Annotated in this window: 11 protein-coding genes; 2 read left to right on the top strand and 9 right to left on the bottom strand. The window is 39.9% G+C overall.

Annotation, left to right across the window (positions count from 1 at the left end):
* Positions 1-3: 3 nt before the first annotated feature.
* The 9 genes from HS960_RS16305 to HS960_RS16265 form a co-directional block, all read right to left on the bottom strand.
* On the bottom strand, positions 4-2412 hold the full coding sequence (locus tag HS960_RS16305) for an ABC transporter permease (RefSeq protein ID WP_153847190.1): 2409 nt from the start codon (positions 2410-2412) through the stop codon (positions 4-6).
* Between the two features lie 47 nt (positions 2413-2459).
* Positions 2460-4931, bottom strand: coding sequence for an ABC transporter permease (locus tag HS960_RS16300; protein WP_182330058.1), 2472 nt, complete (start codon positions 4929-4931; stop codon positions 2460-2462).
* Positions 4932-4965: 34 nt separating this feature from the next.
* Complete coding sequence (locus HS960_RS16295; protein ID WP_182330056.1) at positions 4966-7386, bottom strand: ABC transporter permease; 2421 nt, start codon at positions 7384-7386, stop codon at positions 4966-4968.
* Between the two features lie 62 nt (positions 7387-7448).
* Complete coding sequence (locus HS960_RS16290) at positions 7449-9824, bottom strand: ABC transporter permease (protein WP_153847187.1); 2376 nt, start codon at positions 9822-9824, stop codon at positions 7449-7451.
* Between the two features lie 48 nt (positions 9825-9872).
* Positions 9873-12278: an ABC transporter permease gene (locus tag HS960_RS16285; RefSeq protein ID WP_153847186.1), complete on the bottom strand. Its 2406-nt coding sequence runs from the start codon at positions 12276-12278 to the stop codon at positions 9873-9875.
* Between the two features lie 44 nt (positions 12279-12322).
* Entirely contained in the window at positions 12323-13000 is a 678-nt protein-coding gene (locus HS960_RS16280) for an ABC transporter ATP-binding protein (RefSeq protein ID WP_046672289.1), read from the bottom strand.
* 91 nt (positions 13001-13091) lie between these two features.
* Entirely contained in the window at positions 13092-15458 is a 2367-nt protein-coding gene (locus tag HS960_RS16275) for an ABC transporter permease (RefSeq protein ID WP_153847185.1), read from the bottom strand.
* Positions 15459-15488: 30 nt separating this feature from the next.
* Positions 15489-17864, bottom strand: coding sequence for an ABC transporter permease (locus HS960_RS16270; protein ID WP_182330054.1), 2376 nt, complete (start codon positions 17862-17864; stop codon positions 15489-15491).
* A gap of 81 nt (positions 17865-17945) precedes the next feature.
* Positions 17946-19199, bottom strand: a complete 1254-nt coding sequence (locus HS960_RS16265) for an efflux RND transporter periplasmic adaptor subunit (RefSeq protein ID WP_153847183.1) — start codon at positions 19197-19199, stop codon at positions 17946-17948.
* A gap of 634 nt (positions 19200-19833) precedes the next feature.
* On the opposite strand from HS960_RS16265, the gene HS960_RS16260 reads away from it, so the two are divergent.
* Entirely contained in the window at positions 19834-21216 is a 1383-nt protein-coding gene (locus HS960_RS16260) for a TolC family protein (protein ID WP_159730438.1), read from the top strand.
* A 32-nt stretch (positions 21217-21248) separates the two neighbouring features.
* Positions 21249-22610 carry a sigma-54-dependent transcriptional regulator gene (locus HS960_RS16255; protein ID WP_153847181.1) on the top strand — a complete coding sequence of 454 codons (1362 nt, stop codon included), beginning with the start codon at positions 21249-21251 and terminating at the stop codon, positions 22608-22610.
* Positions 22611-22612 lie beyond the last annotated feature (2 nt).

Raw genomic sequence — 22612 nt, 5'->3', positions numbered from 1 at the left:
TATTTACTCATCCCTTAGACTATTAATCGGGTTTGCTTTTGCTGCAAAGACACTTTTGGTTGATAGTACAAGACTTGCAAATGCAATCAACCCCAGTGCAGACAGTCCAAAAATCCAGGGACTTATCGTAGTTCGATAAACAAAGTCGTTCAGCCAGCTATGCATAAAATAATAAGCAATTGGAAAAGCTACTAGACAGGCTATTGCAACCAGTGATAGCAAATTCCGAAGCAGTAAAAATGTGATCTGGAAAACAGATGCCCCCAGTACTTTACGGATTCCAATTTCTTTTGTGCGTTGATTTGCCGTAAATATGGCTAATCCAAATAAACCCAGTCCGGCGATGAGCATAGAGAGCCCTACCGCCCAGGATAAGAGTTTAGACAGCTGCTTCTCCTGTGTATAGAAGTTTTGGATGACCTCATCCACAAACCGCAGGTCTAATTCATCATCAGGAAAAACCGATTTGTAGCTTGACGTTATTTTATCAATGGCATTTTTCCAGTTTTCGGGATGTGATTGCTCCAAAGCGATATGGAGTACGTATCCTTCTTTGCTACCGGTATAAAGAACCGGTTTGACCCCTTGTCGAGCAGAAGCCAAATCAAAATCCTCCATTACACCAACGATGATATTTTGTCCATTTTCGAAGGTTTTGCCAATGGCATCCTGCGGATTTTTGATATGTAGTAGCTCAAGGCCCTTTCTATTAATCAGCATTTCACTGGTTGAATCCAATAGACGGATATTTCTTCCTGCTAAAAGTGGAATCTGATAAACATCTAAATAGTTTTCATCACCAGAGCGGCTATCAAAAGTCAAGGATTCCTTGTCCGGCGATTGATCGTAAGAGATTGCGGTAGTCATCCAGCCGTTCATCGCAGGAGCAATGTTCCCGAAACTGATTGCCTTAATATCTGTTAGCTTTTTGAGCTCATTTTTAAGGACTACACCTTTTGCCGAATTTTGAAAAGCTCCCGGAATATAGACATTAACAATAGCGTCCTTTTGAAATCCCATGTCTCGATGGGAGACGTAATTGATTTGCCGGACAACAACGAGCACACAAATCAAAAAAGCCTGAGCTAATACAAATTGGAAAATAGTCAGTGCTTTGCGTATCCATGCGCTTCGGGAAAGATTCGTGTTCTTTCCGAGCTGATTTTTGAGTGCTAGCACCGGAGCATATCCTGTCAGTACCCAGGCAGGGTAAAATCCGGCTAGTAAGGTTACTAAGACCAATTGTCCAAATAGAAAGAAAACAATAACGCTTTTGTCCAGACCTTCCATGCTTAGGTTTTTCGGAATAAATCCTTCAAAGACATGTAAGAACAATGGCAATAATAAGACTGCAAGTAGTGTTGCTGTCAAAGTGATCAGAAAAGTTTCGATCAAAAACTGTTTGATCAATGTAGTTTTAGAACTACCCAACGTCTTACGAATGCCCACTTCTTTGGCTCTTTCAATAGACTGAGCCGTGGATAGATTGATAAAATTTACGGCCCCCAGGGCTAAGAGGAAGACTGCAAGTAAAATAAGGTTGCGTAGTGCTTCCGGATGGGTAGCGTCATAATTAAATCTTGTATCAAAATGTACATCTGCCAATGCTTGTAATTCAAGTTTGTCGTTGATTTTCTCTCCTTCTTTGTATTTATATTTTTTAAGGAGATTAGCAATATTTCGTTCCAGTAGATGCGGATTGCTTTGTGCTTTTGTTTTGATAAGTACTTGATGTGAATCCGATATGCTATTCCAAGCTTCCCATGTATACATGTTTTTTAAATTGTTATCCTGTGGGATCGTCGACTCAGCGATGAAGCTTTCAAAATTGAAATCCGAATTATGCTGCGGATTTTCAATTACACCAGCGACCTGAAGTGGGATACTATCTGCATAGATGATGGTTTTGCCAATCACATTTGCAGGCAGTTCTTTTCCATAAAACTTTTCTAATGTTTTCTCTGTAAGGATAATATTTCCGGATGAATTCAAAGCCTTAGCACTTCCAGCCAACCATTTTGAAGGGAAAATATCAAAATATTGACTGTTCGTGAATACCATCTTCTGTTCTTTCGGGAAAGTCTGGAATTTGTCTGTTGCCAGAGAAACTTTCAGCTTTTGGACATGGCTTCGATAAATCGGGGCTACGGCCTCCAAGTTGGGTAACTCTGCTTGCATGGTGCGTACCAACGGTACGTAGACGCCGGCATTTTTGAACTCTCCGTTATTGACAACACGATAGACCTGTTGTTGATTGGGAACATGTTTATCAAAACTGTAGTCGTATTGGATCATCAGGAAAATAACCAACGTCGCGGTAATACCAATCGCAAGACTCGTGATATTGATAAACGTGATCAACTTATGTTTTTTTAAAAAACGATAGGCTGTTTTAAGTGAATTTACAATCATTGTTATTTCGTTTTTTGTTAACCCTCTGATTTGATATACTCGTGTCGCTATTCGTCCCGTAGGCTATTGACAGGATTTTGGATAGCCGCCTTGATCGATTGAAAACTAATGGTCAGTACTGCCGCAAATAGTGCAAGTCCAGCGCCTAAGATAAAAGGTGTTGCCGTAAGGTCGATGCGGTAGTAAAAATCTTCCAGCCACTTGCTACACGTCCACCAGGTCAATGGTGCGGCAATTAGGATACTGATTAAAATGAGCTGTACGAAGTTCTTTGCCAATAAATGAAAGATACTAGGAATACTTGCACCCAAAACTTTGCGTATACCGATCTCTTTGCTGCGTTGGAAAGCCGCAAGGGTAATCAGCCCAAAGAGACCCAAACAACCGATTAAAACAGCAACAATTGTACTTACGTTGATTAATTTGGCCAGATTTTGCTCTTTTTGATAAAGAGAGGCAATCGTTTCATCGTAAAATTTTACTTCGATTGGGTATTCCGGGAAAAACCGCGCATATATTTTATTGATCGCTTCGATACTACCTTTCCATTCCTTGCTGTTTCCCGATAGTTTCATGTTAAAGGTATATGCACCGCGACTAAAACTGCGCAAAGCCAAAGGTGTAATTTCTTTATAGAATTCCTGGGCATGAAAATCTTTAATAACGCCAACGATCGGGAAGGTACTGTCTTCTTGACCAATTGACTTCCCGATAGCATCTTGAGGGGAATTGAAACCGAATGCCTTGACAGCAGATTCATTGATAATATAGGCATTGACAGTATCGGATTGTGGTAGGTTATTTCCCGCGATTAGCTTCATGTCATATACAGCTATATAATTCGGATCTGCATTTTTAAAGAAAATATCGGATGAAATTTTTTCTTTTAGTGTAGGGTCTTGTCGATGAAACCAAGATGATGAATAATTATTTGATAAGGGCTTGCTACCGATTGACGCTGCCGAAACACCTTTTATTTTTTGGATCTCATGTAGGAGTGTTTGTTTCTTACTTTGATCCAGTTTTTCCTCATAAAATTTGTTGATGAGCTTGGAAGGTAGATCGAAGGTAACAACAGCATCTTTGTCAAACCCCATATCTTTGTTGAGGGTATAGGAAAGTTGTTGCCCGATAATGAGGGCCGAAACCGTAAAAAATTGAGCAATAAAGAATTGGAATACAATCAACGTTTTCCGAAGGTTGATTTGTGTTTTTCCGATTTGGAACTGCTTGCCGGCACGAAATAAGTTGACAGGCTGTACCTTTTTAATTAACCAAGAAGGATATGCCGAGGAAATTAAAGTCGTTACGGTCAGTAAAATTGCGATAAACAGCATTGATGTCGTCGAACTGGTAAAATCCTTAACTTTCTCCGGAATCATTTCCTGAAAATAGAAAAAGGCCAATTTCGTCAGAAAGACCGAACAAACAAGTGCAATGGCAATGGTTAAAAGCGATTCAAAAATAATTTGGCTAACCAATTTTCCCTGACTACTTCCCAATGTTTTACGGACACCGATATCTTTACTCCGTGCTGGGATTTGTGCCGTACTAAGATTGATATAGTTGATACAGGCCAAAAGCATCAGAAAAGCAGCTACGGCAATCAACCCATAAATAACGGTTTTGCTTGTTCTTTCGGCGTACCATTCTTTAATGTGGACTGCAAAATGGGAATCTTTTAGCGGCATGACCACGACCTTACGGTTGTAATCAAACTTAGGTTTTTTTTCCTGGCTGAATTCCTGCCATTTTTTTTGTCCGATTTTATTGATAGCTGCCTGGATTGGAAGGTCTTTTACACCATCTTTTAATCGGATATAAAGTTTGTCGGAACCATTGGTATTCGTCCAGACATTCAGTGGGTAGACTTCTTCTTTAAGCAATATGAATTCTGTACCATTGAACTCCGTGTTGAAGCCAAGGTCATCAACAATGCCAGTAACCGTTTTGGGTATGCTGTCGTTATAAAAGATGGTTTTGCCGATCAAGCCCTGGGCAGCCTGGTTTGGGAAATAAATGGCAGCCCTTTTTTTTGTCAGTACAATGTCGTTGGCAGTTGAAAATGCGTTCTCAGGTGAACCTGCTAACCATTTGTAGCCAACGAGCTTGAAGTAGTCGCTGGTAGTCTCCGTCACATTGCCTTCAGCCTCATCAAAGTCCTCGACAAGTTTTTGATTTTTTTGTCCCTTGTTGATTGTGACGGATTCCATTTGATAATTTCTGAATGCTGGAGCGACCAGTTCCACGCCCGGAATTTCTTTTCGGATGGCCTGATAAAACGGCTTGGCCAATCCCCCATTGTAATTATCCTTGCCATCATTTTTAAACTGAGAAATGATCCGATAGGTTCGATCAAGCTGAGGAACTCCAGCTTCAAAACTATACTCATAATTGACAATCTTAAATATGACCCAACAGGACGTAATGCCGATGGCTAGTCCAATAATATTTAATAGGGAGAATAGTTTATTCTTCCAAAGTTGTCGAATTGCCGATTTTAATAGAAGGTTGCTCATAGCTGGAGTATCGTGATGGGATTAAATTATATTGTTATTCGTCTCTTAAACTATCTACAGGATTTGCCTTGGCAGCCTTGAGTGTTTGAAAACTCACAGTTACTAATGCGATAATGATTGTAGCAAAACCAGCAAAGACAAACATCCACCATTGTGGTTCAATGTGATAAGCAAAATTGTCAAGCCATTTTTTCATCGCCATCCAAGATAGCGGTGTCGCGATGAGAAGCGCTACAGCCAATAACTTGATGAAGTCGGAAGAGAGCAGGAGGATTAAATTATAAATGGATGCACCGAGAACTTTCCGTACGCCGATTTCTTTGGTACGCTGTTGGGCTGTATATGTAACAAGTCCCAATAAACCTAAACAGGCAATAAAAAGTGCCAGTCCGGAGAAGGCTGTGAAAAGTCTTCTAAAATTAAAATCCGCTTCATATTGACGATTGAAATTGTCGTCAAGAAAGCTATATAAAAATGGACGGTTTGGTACAAGTTCATTCCACAGCTTGCCGATTCTGGCAACGGTCTCAGGCTGGTTTACATGTTGGATATTCAAGGTTAAATATCGGCTGCTGCTTGGTTCAAGTCGCAAAGCTAAAGGCTCAATCTTACGGTGCAAAGAAAGGTAGTTGAAATCTTTCACCACACCGATAACCGTTCCTTCTCTTCCCCATTGACGAAATTGTTTGCCAATAATATCTTGTGGATTTGAATAGCCCCATTGTTTTGCGGCAGATTCATTGATAACAAGTGAATGGACCGTATCTGCTGGGAAATCTCTGGAATAGGCACGCCCTGCGGCCATTTGCAGACCAATATTAGGAATAAAGTCAACATCGACTTCATATAAGAAAGGAGCAAATTGACTCATTGTTCCATTTGCTGACATGATTTCTGTCCCTGCATTTGGAAAAAATGTTCCCGGTACCGTACGTGATGCCGTGACAGACAAAACATCTTTATCTTTTGCAAGTGTAGATTTTATCGCTTCAAGGTTATTGTTTACTTTATCATCAAAATTATAATCAATGACCAGTCGTTGATCTTTTTGAAATCCAAGATCTCGGTGCTGTAATTGATCTAGTTGAGAAAAGACGACGACTGTACCTGCAATGAGCGCAATAGAAAGGCAAAATTGGAAAACGACTAATACGCGACGTAATAATATACCCCCTTTGCTGTTGCTATAACTTCCTTTAAGTACTGTAATGGGGTTGAAATTAGCTAGAATCAACGCGGGATAACTGGCAGCAAGAAGTCCTGTAAAAATGGTAGTGAATAGGAATATTGCCCAGGTCGTTCCATCTTTCAGGGACGAATAATTGAGGTGTTTGCCCGAGAATGTTTCCAAAAAGGGAAGAAAGGCCATAACGAGCAGTATAGCCAAAATACTACTGACGAATACAAGAACCAATGATTCAGACATAAACTGAAAGATCAGATTGCTTTTGCTTGCTCCTATGGTTTTTCGTACGCCTACTTCCTTTGCTCTTTCCATTGACCTTGATGTAGCCAGATTCATAAAGTTCACACAGGCAATCAGTAATATGAATCCGCCAATAATGCTGAATATGTATAAATTCTGATAGCTTCCATTGGTACCGGGTTGACGATCCGCAGACGAGTGCATGTAAGCTTGCAGAAGTGGCTCGATATGGAAATTGTATTTTGCGTTTGGGTTTTCATTTGTTGGGAGATTCCGTTTGAGAAACTCCGGTATTTTTTGGTCGAACTTTACAGGATCAAAGTCTTTTGAAGCGAGAAAGTAGGTGTAAAAATCGACATAATCCCAGCCTTCTTTATTAAAAACATCGGGTCTTGCGTTTCGGAATGTACTCATCGAGAGCAGTGCATCGAACGTAAAGTGTGAATTAGCAGGTACATCAGCCATTACAGCTGTTACAGTATATAGACCTGCGTCAGCACGGCCCGCAGCTAAGCCTCCCTCAAGCGTCTTGCCAATGGGATTTTGATCTCCGAAATATTTCTTAGCGGTACTTTCTGTTAATACGACAGAATAGGCGTTCTTTAAGGCTGTATGAGGGTCGCCGGCCAAAACCTTCCAACTGAAGACATCAAATGCAGTAGAGTCCATGAAAAATACATTTTCCTCCTGGAATCTTTTATCGCCTTGTTTGAGCAGGATAGACGTTTGTCCTGAAAATTGAACGACCTTCTCGATTTCAGGGAAATCTGCTTTGATGGCTTCACCGATTGGACCATTGCCCCAGATTTGATGCTGCTCTGTGCTGCTTATATCTTTATAGTCATGGACGATGCGGTAAATTCGATCTTTATTCACATGATATTTGTCGTAAGACAATTCATTTTGTACATAAATTGCTATCAATAGGCAACAGGCTAATCCTATTGCCAAGCCAATTATGTTTATGGTTGAATACCCTTTATTTTTAGAGATATTGCGCCAGGCTATTTTTATATAGTTCTTGATCATTGTTTTATTCTTTAGTTTTAGTGTATCAATATGTTTAATCCACTTTTACTGTATTTTTCTTTTTATTCGTCTCTTAAACTATCTACGGGATTGGATAAAGCTGCCCGAACAGCCTGGTAGCTGACGGTAATAATGGCGATCAGCAAGGCCAGGATACCACCGAAGACAAATGTTTGCATCTCTAGATCTGTTTTATAAGCAAAATTGCTTAACCATTGTTTCATTAGGTAAACTGCAATAGGGCAGGCAATCAGAATGGAAATGGAGACGAGTATCACGAAATTTTTCCCCAATAGCCGGACGACTCCAAAGGTGCTAGCTCCAAGAACTTTACGGATGCCGATTTCCTTTACACGCATTTGCGCTTCGTGAGTTGCCAACGCAAACAGACCTAAAGCAGATATAAAAATGGCGATGCCAGCGAAAATATTGAACAACAAACCTGTGCGCTGCTCGGATTTATATAGATTATCAAATTGCTGATCAATAAAGGTGTAGTTAAAAGGAGCATCTGATGGATATCGGTTATAGATCTTTTCTAAAGCTTTAATGGCCTCAGGGGCTTTTGTCGTACTCGTTTTAACATAAAGTGTGCCTGATCCCCAGCGCGTCCAGAAGACCATTGGCCCTATTTTATCTTTGATGGATTTGAAGTGAAAGTCTTTCACAACACCGATAATTTGCCCAGGGAAATCGTGGAAACTCATATTGGATCCTACGTACGGCGGTTTTAATCCCATTTGTTTCGCCAAGGTCTCGTTGATGATATAGCCGGACGAATCAACCGGCATGCCGCTAAAGTTTTTTCCTTCGAGGAATTGCATGTTCATCAAGGGAATAAAATCCTTATCGATGGTCGCTTGAGCAACAATGAGTTTGTTGTCTTTGGACTTGCCGGGCCAATCTATATCGCCCGTGGCATTTCCGAAATCCGTCATGTTGTAAACACCGGATAGAGAGACCGCCTGTATGGCATTGTTGCTTTTGAGTTCGGCACGTATAGCGTCCATATGTTTGTAGGCTTCCTCTGGAAGGCCTAGGGTTAGCACATGGTCTCTGTCATAGCCGAGGTTGATCTTCTGGATAAAAGCCAATTGGTTTCGGATCACCAATGTACATACAATAAGGGTCACGGAGAGCGTAAACTGGAAAACCACCAATATTTTACGCATGGTATTTGAGGAAATACCTTTTACTGATTTTCCTTTTAACGAATGAATGGGATTGAATGAGGAAAGCTGTATCGCAGGATATATACTGGACAGTCCCAATGTGCCTATAATTGCTGCCCCAATATACAGCCATATCGTCGTATTATGGAAAGATAGGCTGATTGATTTTTGTGCGATCTGATTATATCCGGTATGAAGAATCACTATAAGGATGAAAGCGATCAGTAGTGAACAAAGAAATACAACAACAGTTTCTGTGATAAATTGTAGGAATAAATGGAGACGGTTGGCGCCGATTATTTTACGGATACCGACATCTTTCGCCCGATCCAACGCTCTTGCAGTACTCAGATTGACATAATTTACCGCACCGATCACCAGAAGTAATATTGCAATGATCCCAAAAATCTGAACCATGCGAAGCGTCGATTTATTTCCGTCAGGAGCTATTAAATGCATGGTTTTGAGTGGATCTAAAACAAATATAGTCGAGTTTTCACCGTCGCGGGCTTTGGTATAAGTGTCTGTGACCGATTTTCCAATAAGTGCGGCAGAAGCATGAGGTTTGACTTTAATATAAGTTGAAAAACTATAGTTACCCATATCTTCATCTATAGTTTTCCATTTACCGTTACCGCCCCAGTTTGTAAACCGCTGTGCATGATAACCCAGTGGAATAACTACATCGAATTGCATCGAAGAGTTTTGTGGAATATCGTTTAGGATACCCGCTACAGTGAAGAGATCTTTTTGGTAACGGAAAGTTTTTCCAATGGCTTTTTGCGTACTAAAAAGTTTCTCGGCTGTTGAAGCCGTGATCAGTGCCTGCTTATAATTTTCCTGAAAACCTGAGAGAGAGCCCTCTTGCAATGGAAAATGAAACATCTTGAAAAAATTACCATCTACATAATAGATGTTCATATCAGTTACCGGACGTTTCAGTTTGTCATTGACCAATGTGGTACTGTAATCCTGCGAAACTCGCGTTGCGTAATCTACCTCCGGTACATTTTGTGCATAGTTTCCTATCGGCCCGGGAGATGTCCCCCATATCGAACCGTTGTGCTCGGGATCCAAATGAGAATTGACTTTGTAAATCTGTTCAAAGTCTGGATGAAATTTATCAAAGCTCTTTTCATCCTGTACCCAGAAGATAATTAATATAGAGGCAGTAAGGCTGACCGACAGACCTAATATATTGATAGCAGTATAGAATTTTCTTTTCCTTAATTCTCTAATTGCGGTTATTAAATAGTTCTTTATCATAGGGACAGGTGTTTGTTGTATTGATCACTATTGAGCTTCTTTATGATCTTATTCATCTCTTAAGCTATTTACGGGGTTTGCACGTGCCGCTTTTATGGATTGGTAGCTCATCGTAAAAAATGCAATAAGTAGAGTTGCGGCAGCTGGAATGATAAACATCCACCAGGATAGTTCTATCTTATAAGCAAAATCATCTAGCCATTTGTGCATCGCCCACCAGGCAATTGGGGTAGCGATCAAAATAGAAATGAGTATAAGTTTGATATAATCTTTTGATAATAATCCAATAATCCCCAGGACCGTGCTTCCCAACACTTTTCGAATACCAATTTCTTTTGTGCGTTGTACTGTGGTAATGGTAACCAGACCGATCAATCCCAAGCAGCTGATGAGAATCGTCGTTGATGTAAATAGATTGATGATCTTCGAGAATTTTAGATCACTGCTATAGAGTTCTTTGATTTGCTGATCATAGAAATCATATTTGAATGGGGCTTTTGGATAATATTTTTTCCATTCTTTCCCAATCTGTTTTAAAGTTTCCGGCCAGGTAGTTGAATTATTGTTGAGTTTGACACTTAGTCTGTTTAATTCCCATTTTTTAATGGAACTCAGCATGACAACAGGTTGAATGGCTGCATGGAGATTTTTTGTGTGAAAATTGTCAGTTACGCCCACAATCTGCCGCTGTTTGTCTGTATACGTAACAAAGCTCCCTACAGCATTTTCAGCAGATTTAAAACCTAATTTTTGAACGCTGGCTAAGTTTAACACGATGCCTGTGCTCGTATCGGCCAATTGCAGCGGGCGGCCAGCAAGCATTTTAAAATTATAGAGCTTAAAGTTATCTTGGTCGACAAATTTCATTTGTACATCGGCTTGTACCTGCCCCGTATCACTTTTCGCAAACAAGGCATTTCCCCAATGGTCGTTACTCATGGGCAGATGCCCCAAGGAAGCCTGCTCTACACCTGTGATGTGCTTAATCGCTTGTTTGAAAACAAAAGGATCAACATTACTGTCCTGATAACTTTTACTCGGGAAACGTAGGGTAATGATCGCATCCTTATCGAAGCCGGAGTTATTCTGTAGTGCATGTTTCAACTGCAGACCAATGATGCAAGTTGAAATAACAAATAGCTGAGCAATCAAAAATTGAAAAACAATGAGCATTTTTCGAAAAGAAAGATTGCCAAATTTAAGACTTTGCGCATTCGAGATTTTAATGACTTCAACAATCTTGACTTTGTTTGTCAATAAGATCGGATAACCAGCGGAAATTAAGGTAATCGTAATTGTAAGTGTTGCTAAAAATAGCGATACGCCCCAGGGATCTGGATACAACTTGAGCTGATCGGGAATATATGCTGCTAAAACTGTTTGAATGAGAATAAGTAAGGGCCAAGATAAAAGCACCGAAAAAGCCGTAATGCAAAATGTTTCTAGCAGAAAGGATTTTGTAATTCTTTTCTGGCTTTCTCCCAATGTCTTTCTGATACCAATTTCCTTCGCGCGTTGTGGGATTTGGGCGGTAGCGAGATTGATGTAATTGACACAGGCGAGTAAGAGCAAAAATATACCTATGCCGATAAGACCATACATTATTTTCTGATCAACGTTATTTTGCGCGTAAGAAGTAAAATGTAAGTCTTTTAAAGGAACTGTATTTACATGCATTTTAAATCCAAACTTGTCAAATTCGGCATGTGTCATCTCATACGCCTTTTTGTCGGCTGTCTTTATGAGGTTAGGAATGGAAGCCGATGATTTTACCTTAATAAAGAGCTGCCAATTTGAATTTGAATTGTTCCAGTTTGTACTATTCCATTCCTGTTCTGGAATCCGTATAAATTCTTTACCCAAAAAGCTGCTTGGATGCGCTAGATCTTTTACAATACCGGTGACATTATACAATGTACTATCATAGGATAAGGTCTTTCCTATGATTTGGTCTATTGACGTGTTTGGGAAATACAATTTAGCCCGCGATTCTGTCAGGATGACTTCATGGCTATTTTTTAGTATATTCCTTTGGTCGCCAGCTAACCAAACATAAGGTGTCATTTTGAAATAGTCTCCCGTGGTACTGATGATTTCGGGCTGATCTTCAAACTCTATTTTCTGCGCTCCGCGATTATTACTGACACGCTCGAAGTATTGTTTAAAGATGGGTACTGTCAGTTCAACATTGACAAAGTTTTCCTTGATATATGCCGGTAATGGTGCGGGAACACCATCGAAATGATCTAATTTATCCTTTTCTTCATAGGAGGTATGGACCTTGTAAATCTGCTCACTTTCCGGATGATGCTGGTCAAAACTAAATTCATAATTGACGATGCGGAAAATTAGCCAACAGGCACTTATTCCGATGGCAAGCCCAAATACATTTAAAAATGTGAAAAGACGGTTGCGCCATAGTTGTCTGAAAATTAATTTAATCGTGCTCATCATCTATAGGTTATTAGGAGTAATATCTTGGTTATATATGAGTTGTCTTATACCGAAGTTGTTTCCATAATCACTTGTCCGTCTAGCATGCGGATTACACGGTCAGAGAATTTTGCATCGTGCTCACTGTGTGTTACCATGACGATGGTTGTGCCGGCCTCGTTCAATTCAGTCAGGAGTTGCATAACTTCGTTACCATTATTGGAATCGAGGTTACCTGTAGGCTCATCGGCAAGGATCAGTTTTGGATTATTCACGACGGCGCGAGCGACAGCTACACGTTGCTGTTGACCTCCGGACAGCTGTTGTGGAAAGTGATTGCGACGGTGCATGATCTGCACTTTTTCCAAAACCTCTTCTACACGTTTTTTGCGTTCTGCTGCTGGAACATTGGTATAAACCAGTGGAAGTTCCACGTTTTCAAATACTGTCAGTTCATCGATCAAATTGAAGCTCTGGAATACAAAACCAATGTTATGTTTGCGAAGATCTGAGCGACCGCGTTCTTTGAATTTGGCAACTTCAATCTCGTTGAACAGATAGCTTCCTTCATCCAAATCATCCAATAGACCAATGATATTGAGTAAAGTCGATTTCCCACAGCCCGAAGGCCCCATTACAGCAACAAACTCTCCCTCTTTGACATGGATATTGAGGTTGTTTAATGCGACGGTTTCAACTTCTTCTGTGCGGTAATACTTTTGAAGATTTGTGATTTTGATCATATTTTTTGTGCTCATGGTTTTTATGTTTTGTATCCTTGGCGAAATTGCTTTGGACAGTTACTATTTCTGTTATTAAATTCTTTTTTATTGTTTATTGATCTCTTAAAGTCTTTGTCGGATTGGCTATCGCTGCTTTAAATGCCTGTGAACTGATTGTCAATAGGGCAATGATAATAGCTGTCAGACCACTGATGACAAAAATGGTCCAGGAAATATCGATATGATGTGCATAATTAGTTAGCCATTTGCTCATGATCATCCACGCAATAGGAAAGGCAATGATACATGAGATCGCTACAAGAATGACAAATTCACGGTTGAGCATTTGGATAAGTCCCGAAACAGAGGCGCCCAAGACTTTACGGATGCTGATCTCTTTTGCGCGTTGCTCAGTTGCAAAGGCGGCTAAACCAAATAGACCTAAGCAGGAGATAATGATGGACATGAGTGCAAATACACTGGATAGTTGCTGTACGAAAAGCTCGGCTTTAAATTTATTGTTGAAGCTATCATCCAAAAATTTGTAGTCAAAAGGGAAGCCTGGGTTATTTTTGACGATGACCTTCTCGATTTGTTGAATGGCATCTGGTAAATCTACTCCAGCCTTTGTCTTAATGGTCATGATCCCATTATCTCTATTCATTGGTAGAAACAGCATCGGCTCAGGATCGGCATACACATTGTTATAAACGAAGTTCTTGACGACACCGGCGATGGTAAACTTTTCCTCACCGTAACTGATGATGCTACCGGCCACAAGGCCATCTTTTTTGATCAGTTTTGCAAATGCTTCGTTGATGACAACCGAGGTGCTATCACCTGCAAAATTTTGATGGAAGTTTCTACCGTCAAAAAGTTTTAAATCCAAAGCTGGAATAAGACCCTCATCAGAACGTAACATACCAATCAAAATACTGGCATTTGGGTCTTTTCCATCCCAGCTAAAACCGGACGTATTGGAGTTGATATTGAGGATACTCATGTCACTGACACCGACTTCTTGAACAACTCCTGTTGCCAATAATTGATTTTTAATGAGCGGCAGATGTTTGGCCATATCGCCTTGTAGCGCTGTAGTCAACACCTGACTCTTATCAAATCCGAGATCCCTGTTCTTGTTGTGCTGAATCTGTTGGTAGATAATAATGGTACAAATAATTAATACAACTGAGGCTGTATATTGCAGGATGACCAACCCTTTACGGACAAGACTTCCACTACCGGCCTTCTGTTTCGCCCCTTTGATCGTTGAAAGCGGCTTGAATGCAGAAAGGAAAAATGCGGGATAGCTACCTGCAAATAATCCACATGCTAATGTTATTGTCGTTAAAAATAGCAGGTGTGAGGGAGCCAAAAGATTAACCTGAAGATCCTGGCCTATCATGGTGTTGAACGGCCTGATGAAGATATAGATTAGTAATATGGCAACAAGAGAGGAAATAATTGCCAACACAAGGGATTCTCCCAAGAATTGCATAATGAGCGATTTGCGACTTGCACCAACCACTTTGCGCATCCCAACTTCTTTTGCTCTTTTTTCAGATCTTGCAGTTGCAAGATTCATGAAATTGATACAGGCGATCAGTAAGACAACCCATGCAATCAAGGTAAATAGACGGATATTTTTAATGCCACCTTCTTTTTCAATACCACTGTTATCAAACTGATTGTAGGTAATCCAACGTTCCATTGGATAGAGAAAATTCTGTGAGAAAGTGACTTCACCATTGGTCTTGTGTTTGACGAAATCCATCATCTGCTTGTTAATCTGATCGACGTTGGCATTATCTTCGACCTGAACTAGCGTTTGAACACTATTGTTCCCCCAATTTTTTAGAAAATCCTGACCAGCTTCAAATTTTTTGAAAGGGATGAGCCATTGAAAATCATATGTGCTATTTTTCGGAAGATCCTTAATAACGGCAGTGACGATGAAAGGTTCACTATTGTTTGTTTTGACAGTTTTTCCCAATGCAGGACGGTTGCCAAATAATTTCTTCGCTGCAGTTTCTGATAATACAATGTTATTGACTTGATCAAAAGCAGTCTTTCGATCACCTTCAAGAAATGCTAGGGATAGCACATCGGCGATGCTTCCATCGGCATATACACCATTTTGAAATATATTATTGTCTCCGACGGAAAACAGCATTGGCGAATTCCAGCTAATGCGAACGGCATGCTTGATGCCAGGAATTTCTTTTTCTACGCTCTGGGCAAATGGTCCAGGTGTTGATTCGAAAACATAGGTGGCACCATCGTATGTCTGTTTTGATTTGACAATGTAGATATCCTTTTTGTTGGCGAAATTATCGTTGAAGCTCAACTGATTTTCAACCCATAAAAAAATCAACGATGCCGCAGCAATCCCGACCGCCAGTCCAAAAATATTGAGAAAGCTGTACCCTTTGGTTTTCCAAAGGTTACGAAGTGCGGTTTTAATAAAGTTTTTAATCATCGTATATCTTGTATTATTTATTTTATTACTCTATTCGTCTCTTAAAATTTTTGTAGGGTTGACCATTGCCGCTTTGAGCGAAACTGAACCGGCTGTAAGAACAACCAATAAAATAGTTGTTATCGCCGCTAATAAGAAAACCCAAGGATCTATTGATGTGCGGTAAACATAATTGTCAAGCCACTTGGAAATAATCAGCCAGGAAATTGGAAAAGCAATAAGGAATGATACGATCACTGGGATCATATAATCTCTACCGATCATCATAACAATATCCCGTTTCGATGCACCTAGGGTTTTACGGATTCCAATTTCTTTCAGTTTAGATTCTGTGCTGAACAATACGAGCCCAGATAATCCGATACATGAAAGTAAAATGGTTATAGCGGCAAATAACTGAACAAGTTTTCCATGGATAATATCCTTTTTATACATTTTATCAAAAGATTCATCCATAAAGGAATAATTGAAGGTTGATTGGGGGTTGTATTTGTTCCATAGCTTTTGGACGGCAGCAAGTGCCTGTTCTTCATGTCCTGGGCTGGTCTTGATATACATTCCGCCAAGTGCATAGCCCATACCGGAAAAAAAGATGCAGGGTTTTATAGCTGTTTTTAGGTCATTAAAATTAAAATCCTTCATGACGCCCACAATAGTCAGTGTTTTTCCCTGAAAAGTAATGGTTTTACCAATGGGATTTTTTAAGCCCATTTGTTTAATTGCAGTTTCATTCAGTAGTGCATGACTGCTATCGGAAGGATTTTTTGTAAAACCAGCTCCTTCGGCTAATTTGATATCTAAAACAGAAGTGAAGTTTGGATCAATAGCAACGCGTCTAATGAAAAAATTAGACTGCAGTTGGTCTTTTCCATCCCAATTAATGTCGGCGGTTTCAGATCCGATGTTACTGATGTCGTTGCTGGCGGCGGTAACTCCTAAAATACCCTGTTGATGCTGTAGTTCGTTTCGGATTGCTTCATAATGGGGCAAAAAGTTTTTCTGTTCAAATAGAAAGACATTTTCTTTATTGTATCCTAAATCCTTGTGACGCATATAATGCAGTTGTTTCTCAAAAATAAAAGTGGTGATAATGAGTATAACTGTGCAGCAGAATTGTAGGACAACAAGTCCTTTTCGTAGATTATTTTTGTTGCCAAATAGTGTGCTGTTATTTTTTAGCTGGCTCAACACATTGTTGCTTGAGAAAAGTACAGCAGGGTAGATTCCTGCAATTAGTACAGTTGTTATAAAGGTGAGTAGAAAGATAAACCACAGTTCGGAAGAAAGAAGGCTGAATTGAATGTTTTTTTCAGCGAGCACATTAAAAAATGGGATCGCTAGATAAGCGAGTAGGGTAGCAATACCTAATGAAATCAAAAACAGCACCGCAGACTCGGTCAGATATTGAAGAAAAAGATGACTTCTCTTAGCGCCAATAATTTTACGAATACTGATTTCCTTTATTCTTTTTGTAACTCGGGCCGTAACCAAATTGACATAATTGATACAGGCAACTAGTAAGATAACAAAGGCAATGACTGCAAATATATAAACGGACTGCATACCGCTGTCACCACCTTTAGGAGTATATAGATTTGTTTGTGTTATTTTCTGTAGGAAGAATGCAAATTTAGTATACAGCGTATTTCCTTGAAAATTGTCTTTTTGGATGGCGGTGAGCTGCTGTGCCACCTGATCCGGATTGGCACCTGGCTTTAGCAAAAAATAAATGTAATATTGAAAATTGCCCCATTTTTCATCCAGAGGCTCTTTGGATAGACTGGCCAGTAGTTCAAATGGTAATAGATAATCAGCCTTAATGGAACTATTGCTAGGGAAGTCTTTGATGACTGCTGTAATTAGAAAAGGCTGTTTACCAGTTTTCAGAATAGGGTCAACTTCTAAATAGAGCGTTTGTCCTAATGGATTTTCATTTTTAAAATATTTATTGGCAATCTTTTCTGTAATAACGATTGACTGTTTTCCTTGGAATAACTTTTCGGGAGTCAACGATTCTGTACTAGCATCGAATACGTTGTTAAAGGTACTGTCAACATACACCCCATGTTCGCTGGCCATCAGTTCATCTTTATTGAACTGTATGTCCTGCCCAGCACTTATGCGACACGCCTCTTGTATTGCGGGAATTTTTAATTTTCCATATAGCGCAATTGGCGGTGGTGCAGCATGAACGAATTGGTCATTTTCCTTATCGAAGTTTGTCGACAGTTCATATACTCGATTCGCATTATTGAAGACCTTATTAAAGGACAATTCATCCGTGATCCAAAGTGCAATGACAATAACCACTGTTAGACTAATACTTAGTCCGGCAATATTCAGAAGTGTAAACTTCTTGTTTGTAAGCAAGGAACGAATTCCAGTTTTGATCGCGTTCTTTATCATTGTTCTTTGAATAGGATCATAGCGGTTATCAAAAAGATTTGATGCACTTAATCAAGTCTCTTCGATAACCGCTATATGATGTTACTTTTTAATATTCAACTCTTGAACCTTATCGTAGGTCTCATAGCTCGATACGATAACTTTATCCCCCGGTTGTAGACCTTTGATAACCTCATAATATTCCGGATTCTGTCGCCCTAATTGGATATCGACACGATATGCTGTGCTTCCATTTTTATCCAATTTGAAGATCCAGTTACCACCGGTCTGTTGATAGAATCCTCCTTTTGCCAGTAATAATGCTTTTGTCTCGTCACTTAACGCTAAACGTATCTGTAAAGTTTGTCCACGACGAATCCCTTTTGGAACATCATTGATAAATTCCATGTCAACCTGGAATCGACCATTGGTGACCTGTGTATAGACTTTCTTGATACGGAGTTTGTAGGTTTTTTCACCGATAGAAAATTCACCTTGTAGATCTGGGAAAATACGGTTGATATAATGTTCGTCAATATCAGCACGCACTTTGAATCCTGTCAAGACGTCGATTTGTCCCAACCGTTCCCCGGCGTTTTTGTTTTGTCCGATTTCTGCATCGAAGGCTGTCAATTGTCCGTCAACAGGTGCTCTAACGATCAGATCACCAATTTTTCTTTTCATCAGTTCCAATGCGCTCTGTGTACGTTGATAAGTTTGCTTATCCTGATTAGTTTTTTGCGCATTAGAGATTTCGTCCTGTTTTAGGATCTGCTTGGTCAAGTTGACCCGTTCTTTTTGATAGTTATAATCGTTCTTTGATTTTTCGAACTCTTGTGTACCAATGGCTTTTTCAGCGAGTAATTTTCTATTTAAGGTATAGATACGTTCAGCTTCTCGGTAGGCTTGTTCTACATCAGCCATTTGGTTGCGGTTGTTAATCGATGCTTGTTGTGCATTGGTCTGCGCTATTTGGGACTGTGTCAATAGATTCAGCACTTGCGTTTCTTGTTGTACCAAGGTAAGCTCCTGATCGGTATTGGAAAGACGCATGATTGCATCCCCTTTTTTTAAGATAGTGCCATCTTCTACAAACTTTTCTTCTACGCGTCCACCAACAGAAGCATCGAGGTATATGCTGCTAATAGGAAGCACAGTGCCATTTATAGGGATAAATTCCTGAAAGTTTCCATTTTTTATTTCGACGATAGAGATGCGGTCAGCTTCAACATTCAGTTTGCTTTTGCCGGAGGTAAAATAGAAACTGGCGCTGATCAATCCAACTAAGCCAGCAACCCCCACAATAGTCATGATACGTTTGCTATTCCACTTCTTCTTTTCTAAAGGTCTGTCCATAATTTAATATCAATTTTGTATATAACTATGAAAGCTGTGCCAAGAATGTAATTTATTGATTGATAGATTCTTATTTTGTTTAGTTTGAAGCTTGGTGTTCGATAGCGGACACTTCTTGTACGAAGGCGTACAACTGGAAGTTTTTTGCTGTTTAGGGCGTCAACTGAAGCGCTTTTAGCAAATATAATCTGGCTGCCGTGAAGCACATTAGTTCCGGTGGGGCAAAGGCTACTCTGTTGGGGCAAATTAGGTAAGAGGTAGGTAGCTATATTGACCGATCGGTCCAAAAGGTTGGTAAAAGTGGTCTGTTAAAATTTAGGATTTAACTATATTACTTTCGTTGTTTACTCGGTGCTTGTTCGGTACTTAGTCGGAGCTTGTTCGGTGCTTCTTCGGTTGTAACCGAAAAAAATCCGAACAAGCTCCGACTTATATCCATTGAATAGAAGAATAAATGTCGAATTTGATTTGAATTATTCTTCTATTTATACAGTTTGTCTTTGCTATTGTCCAACTACGCACACCGACTGTTCATTAATGAACATTTTTGAAAATATGTTTTTTGTATCTATTTGATAGTTAGTGTTTTTGTTGTTTGGCATGGCGATGGTCAGCAACAAAATAAAAAATGGATATGAAGAGAGTCTATATATATAGTACATTATGCTTTTTATTGAGTTATGCCAAGGCAGGGGCGCAACAGACGGAGCAGCGACTAACGGAAAGAGTAACGGGGACAGCAACAATTGCAGCGGTAGACGATAAACAAATTGCCAAGCGGAGCTTAGCTGAGTGTATTCAGTTGGCAATAAAGGCCAATCCAGCCTTATTGCAGAATGAACTCGATGTGAGGCGTGCGGAAGTGAATTTAGCACAGGCTAAAGCGAATAGACTTCCCGATGTTGACGCAAGCTTACAGCATAGCCTAACATCAGGAAGATCTCAGGATAATTCGACCCTTCAATATATTTCATCCAACAACTCAACAGGGAATTTTTCTTTGGGCGCAAGCCTTCCAATATTTAGAGGGTTCCGTTTATTTCACGATATCCGGATGCGTGCTGATGCAAAGACTGCCGGTAAATTGACTTTTGATACACAGATTAATGCTTTAAAACTGGACGTTATTACCGCTTATATCCAAAGTTTGACTGCTCAGGACATATTGCGGCAATCAGAAATGCAGACTGAGGTTACCCGAGAACAGGTCAGACGTGCGGAGAGCATGCATAAGGAAGGCGCAATTAATCCTGGGGATTACTTTGATTTGAAAGGACAACTGGCAAATGATGTTAACACGATTGAAAATAATCGTCAGTTACTATACAGTAGCCGGGTGAAACTTGCTGCCTTATTAAATATGGATGAAAATCAATTGGGCGAATTGGATAACCTCGGAATAAAAGAGAGCGGGCAGCGACTGGATGCGAAACAGCTCTATGAAATGGCTGTTGATCAATTGCCGGATATACAGGCGCTGGATTATCGGATCAAAGTGGCGGAGCGGGATATTAAGATTGCGAAATCATACTATTATCCGTCCTTAAGCCTGAACGCTGGTTTAGGATCAAATTATTCTAAATTGGGGATTCAAGGAACGTATTGGTCACAAATGCGTAATAACGTAGGAAAGTATATTTCTCTCAATCTTTCTGTTCCGATTTTTAATCATTTGCAGGTTTATAACAACGTCCGCTTGGCAAAACTAGATTTGCAGACGGCTAGATTTCAAAAAGAGATCCAACAAAATGTTTTACGGTCGGCGACGTCCAATGCGGTTTTTAACTTGCAGAACGCAAGCAATATGATTACACAATTGCGTAGTCAGAATGAAAATTATGCGGAATCTTTTCGTATTGCCAAAGTAGTATTCGAATTGGGAAATAGTAATTCAGTGATATTTTTGACCGCAAAAACGAAATTCGACAACAGCCAGATTCAATTGGTCGTCAAGCAGTATGAATGGCTGCTGCAAAAATATATCAATGATTATTACGCAGGCTCGTTGAATTTATAGTTATCTTAGTATCTTCAATGAAGTCAGGAAGTATGAAAAAAGCATCTATTTTAGTCGTTGATGATGACCAGGATTTATTAACTGCGGCAAGAATCTTGCTTAAACCTAAAGTTAGTCATATTCAAGTTGAACCCAATCCGGAGAACCTAATAGCACATCTGGAGAAGACACCTTACGATCTGGTGCTTTTAGATATGAATTTTAAAAGTACGATTAATACCGGTAATGAAGGATTATATTGGTTGTCTCGGATCAAAGAAAAGTTTCCACAGGTACACGTCATTATGATTACGGCTTATGGAGCTGTTGATCTCGCTGTAAAATCGCTGAAACAGGGAGCATCAGATTTTGTCGTGAAACCTTGGGAAAATGAGCAATTATTGGCAACGATCGAAAGCGCTCTTGCTGAATCAAAAAATAAAGAAAAGAAAAGTAAAAGTTCCTTGCTCAGTAGTGCGAATAGTCCTGATTTGATTGGTAATTCCATTGTTATGGACGAACTGCAATATAAATTGGAGAAAATTGCACCTACAGATGCCAATATATTAATATTAGGTGAAAATGGGACCGGGAAAGACCTGATTGCTCAAGCCATTCAGCGAAGATCCTTACGTTCAGACCGGACCTATGTTAAGGTTGATGTCGGGGCGCTGACAGAAACATTATTTGAAAGCGAGCTTTTCGGTTATAAGAAGGGCGCATTTACAGATGCCCGTGAAGACCGCCAAGGTCGATTCGAAGCAGCAAACGGGGGGACATTGTTCCTCGATGAAATTGGCAATATCTCTTTGCAGCAACAGGCTAAATTGTTAACCGTACTGCAGAATAGACAAGTGACACCGTTGGGTTCCTATCAACCAATCTCGGTGGATATACGCTTAATCTCAGCAACTAATGTTCCGTTGAAACAGCTCGCAGATGAAAGTCGTTTTCGAAAAGACTTAATTTATCGGATCAATACCGTGGAAATTCAGGTGCCGCCTTTGCGTGAGCGAGGAGAGGATATCAAGCTATTGGCTGATCATTTTCTCGATATCTATTCGAAGAAATACAATAAGCGGATTGAAGGCTTTGAACCGGATGCGGTTAAAAAAATGTGTGCATATCATTTCCCGGGCAACGTCCGAGAACTCCAATACAGCATCGAACGTGCCGTAATTATGGCTGATCAGCTCAGTATTGCCGGAAATGATCTCTTTTTCTCGCCAATAGAACAGCAAATGGATAACAGCGTTGTCGAATCCAGTCCCAGCAGTCAAAATCTGGAAGAATTGGAACGTAAAGCAATCAAATCGGCGATTGAGCGGTATAACGGAAATATCAGTAAAGCAGCAAAAGAATTAGGGCTTACCAGGGCGGCGCTTTATAGACGTTTGGAGAAATATGATATTTAGTC

The sequence above is a fragment of the Sphingobacterium paramultivorum genome (assembly GCF_014109745.1).
Classification (GTDB): domain Bacteria; phylum Bacteroidota; class Bacteroidia; order Sphingobacteriales; family Sphingobacteriaceae; genus Sphingobacterium; species Sphingobacterium paramultivorum.
This window is presented reverse-complemented; position numbering and strand designations above follow the sequence as displayed.

What these genes read in the sequence shown, in the direction of transcription:
- HS960_RS16305 (WP_153847190.1), bottom strand. Translation starts at nt 2,412, where the DNA reads ATGATTGTAAATTCACTTAAAACAGCCTATCGTTTTTTAAAAAAACAT.
- HS960_RS16300 (WP_182330058.1), bottom strand. Translation starts at nt 4,931, where the DNA reads ATGAGCAACCTTCTATTAAAATCGGCAATTCGACAACTTTGGAAGAAT.
- HS960_RS16295 (WP_182330056.1), bottom strand. Translation starts at nt 7,386, where the DNA reads ATGATCAAGAACTATATAAAAATAGCCTGGCGCAATATCTCTAAAAAT.
- HS960_RS16290 (WP_153847187.1), bottom strand. Translation starts at nt 9,824, where the DNA reads ATGATAAAGAACTATTTAATAACCGCAATTAGAGAATTAAGGAAAAGA.
- HS960_RS16285 (WP_153847186.1), bottom strand. Translation starts at nt 12,278, where the DNA reads ATGATGAGCACGATTAAATTAATTTTCAGACAACTATGGCGCAACCGT.
- HS960_RS16280 (WP_046672289.1), bottom strand. Translation starts at nt 13,000, where the DNA reads ATGATCAAAATCACAAATCTTCAAAAGTATTACCGCACAGAAGAAGTT.
- HS960_RS16275 (WP_153847185.1), bottom strand. Translation starts at nt 15,458, where the DNA reads ATGATTAAAAACTTTATTAAAACCGCACTTCGTAACCTTTGGAAAACC.
- HS960_RS16270 (WP_182330054.1), bottom strand. Translation starts at nt 17,864, where the DNA reads ATGATAAAGAACGCGATCAAAACTGGAATTCGTTCCTTGCTTACAAAC.
- HS960_RS16265 (WP_153847183.1), bottom strand. Translation starts at nt 19,199, where the DNA reads ATGGACAGACCTTTAGAAAAGAAGAAGTGGAATAGCAAACGTATCATG.
- HS960_RS16260 (WP_159730438.1), top strand. Translation starts at nt 19,834, where the DNA reads ATGAAGAGAGTCTATATATATAGTACATTATGCTTTTTATTGAGTTAT.
- HS960_RS16255 (WP_153847181.1), top strand. Translation starts at nt 21,249, where the DNA reads ATGAAAAAAGCATCTATTTTAGTCGTTGATGATGACCAGGATTTATTA.